Here is a 5,118-nt window from a genome sequence, read left to right as displayed (position 1 = left end):
TACAAGAGGTTGCCTGCGCCAAAAGCGAGGGCAGCAGATTCAGGCCAGTGCTCAACGGCGTGAATGTATGCATCTAACGCAAGATCTGTTTTTCCGATATTCACCAAAGACTCAATGCTCTTTTGATAGGGCAGTGGCTCTGCGGTGCGAGGAAACGTATTCGCAGCCGAAATGACCATGCCCCAACCATCGCTTTGGGCGAGCCATGTTCGTTCAAACGTTGTAATCAGAAAGTGCGCGTTCGCTTCCATGCCACTGTGAAGAATGACCTCTTTATTCGGTAAGTCGTAGCCGACCACGACAGCGTAATGCCATGTTGGAGCGCTTTTGAGTCCCAAATTTTGCAATACGAGCACGGGGTTTCCTGCGGCCACTTCGCGGAGCAGGTCTTCCATGTTTGGTTTGATTTCATAAGGGATGAGGTCAAAGCGTCGTGTGGCTGCTTTGAGCTCGACTTGAAAGCTGCCTTTGCGTTCAGGCACATAAACCATCGAAACCAGCTGATCGAGATCAGGCTCAAGCCCTTGCGCCTGCAACATCATGCTCATTGCCGACGGGCCGCAGAAGTACTCTGCTTGTCCAACAAAGGGCACATATTCAACGTTAGCGCGGGACGGAATATCTTCTGGAGGTTCGAACATAAGCGCGCGCGATTGCTGATGGCTTGCACAACCATGTAGTAGGCTCAGTACGAGCGCCAAAGCAAACGCATACCCGTTTTTGTCTTTGAAGAAAAAGCGCATTCGAGCCTAGTAATGTATCGTTTTAATTGCCGGGAAAAAGTCGACTGCCCCGAGTAGATCCAAGACGATCATCAAAAACAAAAGAATGACCACAAAGGCAAAAATATCGATGCCAGCACCTGCCGGCAAAGTGTCGACCTTGGCGTTGAACTCCGCGAGCTCTGCGGTCGTCATGTTTGCGACTCGCTCTTCAATCTCGCTTGCGTCAATACCGAGCTTCGCCATGATGTTTTTCGCGTCTTCTGCTTGTAGTCGCTCGAGAATTTGTCCTCGGTCTACTTGATTTTGCTGTGTCTCAAGAATGACATCTGTCCCGACCATGGCCGCTTGAATGCTCGAGATCGGTACAAATAATACGATCAAAAGCAGGGCCATTGAGCGAATCGATTGCGTGCTCAAAGAACGGAAAAAATGCATGTATAGCCTCTTTAAATTAGCTTGGAATGAGTTTCGTAGACAGATTGCGAATTCAAAAAATCATACGGGACTGCCTAACGAATTAAAAGCGGATGAGGCGTGTTGACTTCGCGTTTTTGAACGCTTCAACAAAACGACACATCGATCGAACCATGCGCGGTGTCGTTTTTTACCTGTGAGGTCTGTTGAATCAGGCCCGGCTCAGAAACTTCATGAGTCCACGCTGCAAAAAGGTGGGGGTTAGCGTTGATAGGTGATGAAGTAAAAAATACTGCCATCCAACCGGACGATGCAATACCGGCGACTCTACTTGCTTTGCGATGCAACGAACGACATCTCCCGCGACAAGGTTCGCCCCCATGCGACTCAACGCCCGCGATTGTTTTGTTTGCGAACTCAGCATATGTGTATTTACGAATGGGGGGACCACGTCGCACACCTTAATGCTGTATTTTTGCCACTCTAACTCAAGTGCCTCGGTTATCGCTTTCACTGCAAACTTGCTTGCGGAGTAACTTGATAACTCTGGTACACCATAACTCGAACTCGCAGAAGATAGGTTGATGACGGTGCCTTTGCCATTCTTGAGATAGGGAAAAGCTGCATAGAGGCAGTTCAAAACACCTTTTACATTGATATCGATCGTGCGATGGTGGTCTGCTAGTTCAAGCTCTTCAAAATCACCCACTTTGAGCCAACCTGCGTTGTTGACCAATACTTCTAACTGCGCGTCGTGCTTCTCGCAAAAGTCTTTCATCGCAGAGCTGACTTGCTCTGCATTGGTAACGTCACACTCATAAGTATGGAAACGTGTAGCGTCCTTGCCCTCTGCAAAGGCTTCGAGTTTTTCTTTGTCCACATCGGCTACGCCGACGGACCATCCGCGCGCATAAAAGTACTGAGCCGTTGCCTGGCCGATGCCCATGGCCGCACCGGAGATAAAAATGTTGTTCATCGTGTGTCGCCACTCTTATGTTTTGATTCAAAAACACTAAACCCAAGATGGGGGAATGCCAATGTTCAAGTCACCAATTGCTTGTCATAATCAGTCAAAATATAAACGCATTAAGCGCTGATGATGAATCAAAATCTAAATGATGCAATCTTGCATCAGCTAAACGCAGAAAAATGGCTCAAGTCAGAAACCGTCCAAAGTCTTTGGAGCGGTTACGGCGAGATTGCGCGCTATCGTTTAGCGCGTGGAAGAAGTGATGGCCGTGATGTATGTGATGGCGGCAATGAAGACGATCAGAGCATTATCGTCAAACACGTTACGTTGCCCGAGCAGCATGCACATCCGCGTGGTTGGAGCTCGGACCTATCACACCAACGCAAAGTGCGTTCTTATCAAGTCGAGAGTCATTGGTATTCAAATTATGCAGCGTTGTGCGATGTATCTTGCCGTGTGCCGCAATGTTACTTCGCCAAGGAGAGTGATAACGAATATGTGATGGTGCTGGAGGATTTGGACGCGGCCGGTTTTTCGGTGCGTCATGAACAGATAGATCTTGAGCGTATGCGGCAATGCCTTGCTTGGCTTGCGCACTTTCATGTGCGGTTTATCGATGAACCGGTTGAGGGGTTGTGGCCAACAGGTACATATTGGCACTTGGAAACGCGCCCAGATGAGTTGGACGCGCTGGACGATCTTCCGCTTAAACACGCGGCCTCAGAGATTGATCAACGATTAAAAGACGCTCCATTTCAAACTCTAGTGCATGGCGATGCAAAGCTTGCCAACTTCTGCTTTGCAGACGATGGACAGTCGGTCGCAGCAGTTGATTTTCAATATGTTGGTCGTGGCTGTGGTATGAAAGATGTGGCCTATTTTATTGGCAGCTGTTTGCGTGAACGCGATTGTGAACGCTATGAGCAAGAACTGCTAGCTATGTACTTTGCTGCGACAAAACAGGCGATTGCCCACTTTGGTAAGCCCATTGATCCCGCGGCTCTGGACGCCGCATGGCGGCCATTGTACCCAATAGCATGGACCGACTTTCACCGTTTTGTAAAAGGCTGGAGCCCAGGCCATTGGAAAATCCATTCCTACAGTGAGCGACTGGCTAAGCAGGTTATTGTCGCGCTCGATGCATCCGTTTAGTTCTTCTTGAAAGTTAAGGCGCGGGGGAACCTAGCACCTCTCTCGAAAGTAAGCGTTCGCCCTCGTTTTGATTGTTTAGTGTACAAATTGAAAAGCATGCCAAGTGAAAATCAGTGTATTGCGATTGCTCGAATATAAAGCGTCACCAACACGCGCTTGGTTTGCGATAAGTGATCCAGCTCTATAGTATGCTCGTTGATATAAAAACCATTACACATCTAAATAATGACGATCAAAGTAGAAGTTAAGAATTTATATAAAGTATTTGGCGATCAGCCCAAAAAAGCACTCCAGCTACTTCAGTCCGGTCAAGATAAAGACGAAATCTTTAACAAAACCGGAATGACGATCGGCGTCAAAGACGCCAATTTGCAGATTGAAGAAGGCGAGATATTCGTGGTGATGGGTCTTTCCGGTTCAGGAAAGTCCACCTTGGTTCGGCTGCTAAATCGTTTGATTGAACCCACTCAGGGTGAGGTTCTCATTGATGGTGAAGACATCACTAAGATGGACACCCACGGTCTTCGAGAAGTTCGGCGTAAGAAAATAAGCATGGTGTTCCAATCTTTTGCTTTGATGCCGCACCTCAATGTGCTTGAAAACGCAGCGTTTGGCCTGGAGTTAAGTGGGGTCGATGTTAGCGAGAGGCAAGAAGCAGCGTTAGCAGCCCTTGCACAAGTTGGTTTGGAAGCTTATCCCGATAGTTATCCTGATGAGCTTTCAGGTGGTATGCAGCAGCGTGTGGGGCTTGCTCGTGCGTTGGCGAATGATCCCGATATTATGCTAATGGATGAGGCTTTCTCCGCGCTTGATCCGTTAATTCGAACGGAAATGCAAGATGAGCTGGTTCAGCTTCAGGCCAAGCATCAGCGAACCATTATTTTCATCTCTCATGATTTAGACGAAGCGATGCGCATTGGCGATAGGATTGCCATCATGCAGGGTGGTGAGGTTGTGCAGGTGGGCGCACCGGACGATATTCTGCATAACCCTGCCAATGATTATGTGCGTTCCTTCTTCCGAGGCGTTGATGTGAGTAACGTCTTTACTGCAGGTGATATTGCGCAGAAGAAACAGGTGACTCTGATCAAGAAACAGGCTGATGGTGGCCTTCGGTCAGGGCTTAAGCAGCTTCAAGATAATGATCGAGAGTACGGTTACGTCGTTGATAAAGCGGGCTCCTTCATGGGTGCTGTTTCTGCTGATTCGCTAAATAGCGTGATCAAGGAGGAGAAGACGCTTGAGCAAGCCTACCTTGATATTCAACCCTTGCCTTCAGACATGGCTATTAAAGAAACTCTGGGAGCGGTTGCGCAGGGGCCATGCCCAATTCCGGTAGTAGATGAAGCAAACAAGTATTTGGGTGTTATAAGCCGCACCATATTGCTTGAGACTCTGGATCGGGAGGAAGACGTATGAGTCAGGACGCGAGTAATCCATGGGCAGTGACCGAAGTACAAGAGTCGATAGAAGAGGTAAACTCAGATGCCAACCCCTGGGGGGCAGCGAGTGAGACAACCACTAGCCAGACTCTATCAGCTGGTGCTCCAGAGCCAGATGCGCCTTTTTCGATTATAGATCCGTTTGCCAATGAGCTCATTCCGCTTGAGAGCTGGGTCGAGACTGGAATCGGTTGGGTGGTTGGCAATTTCCGACCATTTTTCTCTGCGATTAAAGCCCCAATCGATGCAACGCTAAGTTCAATTGAAGCTCTACTGCAAAGTATTAATCCAATTTTCATGATTTTATTTATGGGGTTATTAGCTTGGCAGGCTGCCGGTAAACGGCTTGGTGTTGCAACCATGGTGAGCCTTTTTGTCGTTGGTGCAATAGGCGCGTGGGAAGAGTCGATGACAA

Annotated in this window: 5 protein-coding genes and 1 pseudogene; 3 read left to right on the top strand and 3 right to left on the bottom strand. The window is 48.4% G+C overall.

What is annotated here, in order from left to right; genetic code table 11:
• The 3 genes from A3751_RS21000 to A3751_RS20990 form a co-directional block, all read right to left on the bottom strand.
• Positions 1-743: PA2778 family cysteine peptidase (locus A3751_RS21000; protein ID WP_068458784.1), on the bottom strand; the 743-nt coding region annotated here is incomplete at its 3' end.
• Positions 744-749: 6 nt separating this feature from the next.
• Positions 750-1,160, bottom strand: coding sequence for a PA2779 family protein (locus A3751_RS20995; protein ID WP_068458783.1), 411 nt, complete (start codon positions 1,158-1,160; stop codon positions 750-752).
• 190 nt (positions 1,161-1,350) lie between these two features.
• Positions 1,351-2,115 carry an SDR family oxidoreductase gene (locus tag A3751_RS20990; protein WP_068458782.1) on the bottom strand — a complete coding sequence of 255 codons (765 nt, stop codon included), beginning with the start codon at positions 2,113-2,115 and terminating at the stop codon, positions 1,351-1,353.
• Positions 2,116-2,238: 123 nt separating this feature from the next.
• Here A3751_RS20990 and A3751_RS20985 point away from each other — a divergent pair, with 123 nt between their 5' ends.
• From A3751_RS20985 to A3751_RS20975, 3 genes and pseudogenes are all read left to right on the top strand, one after another.
• Positions 2,239-3,261: a phosphotransferase gene (locus A3751_RS20985; RefSeq protein ID WP_068458781.1), complete on the top strand. Its 1,023-nt coding sequence runs from the start codon at positions 2,239-2,241 to the stop codon at positions 3,259-3,261.
• 225 nt (positions 3,262-3,486) lie between these two features.
• Positions 3,487-4,680, top strand: a complete 1,194-nt coding sequence (gene proV, locus A3751_RS20980) for a glycine betaine/L-proline ABC transporter ATP-binding protein ProV (RefSeq protein WP_068458780.1) — start codon at positions 3,487-3,489, stop codon at positions 4,678-4,680.
• A pseudogene (locus tag A3751_RS20975) lies at positions 4,677-5,118 on the top strand (proline/glycine betaine ABC transporter permease ProW); the annotation flags it as partial. The gene proV and the pseudogene A3751_RS20975, both read left to right, overlap by 4 nt.

This window comes from Oleiphilus sp. HI0080, assembly GCF_001635135.1.
This window is presented reverse-complemented; position numbering and strand designations above follow the sequence as displayed.

Bases quoted from the DNA above. Each gene is read 5' to 3' on its own strand.
- proV (WP_068458780.1), top strand. From the start codon at position 3,487: ATGACGATCAAAGTAGAAGTTAAGAATTTATATAAAGTATTTGGCGAT.
- A3751_RS20985 (WP_068458781.1), top strand. From the start codon at position 2,239: ATGAATCAAAATCTAAATGATGCAATCTTGCATCAGCTAAACGCAGAA.
- A3751_RS20995 (WP_068458783.1), bottom strand. From the start codon at position 1,160: ATGCATTTTTTCCGTTCTTTGAGCACGCAATCGATTCGCTCAATGGCC.
- A3751_RS20990 (WP_068458782.1), bottom strand. From the start codon at position 2,115: ATGAACAACATTTTTATCTCCGGTGCGGCCATGGGCATCGGCCAGGCA.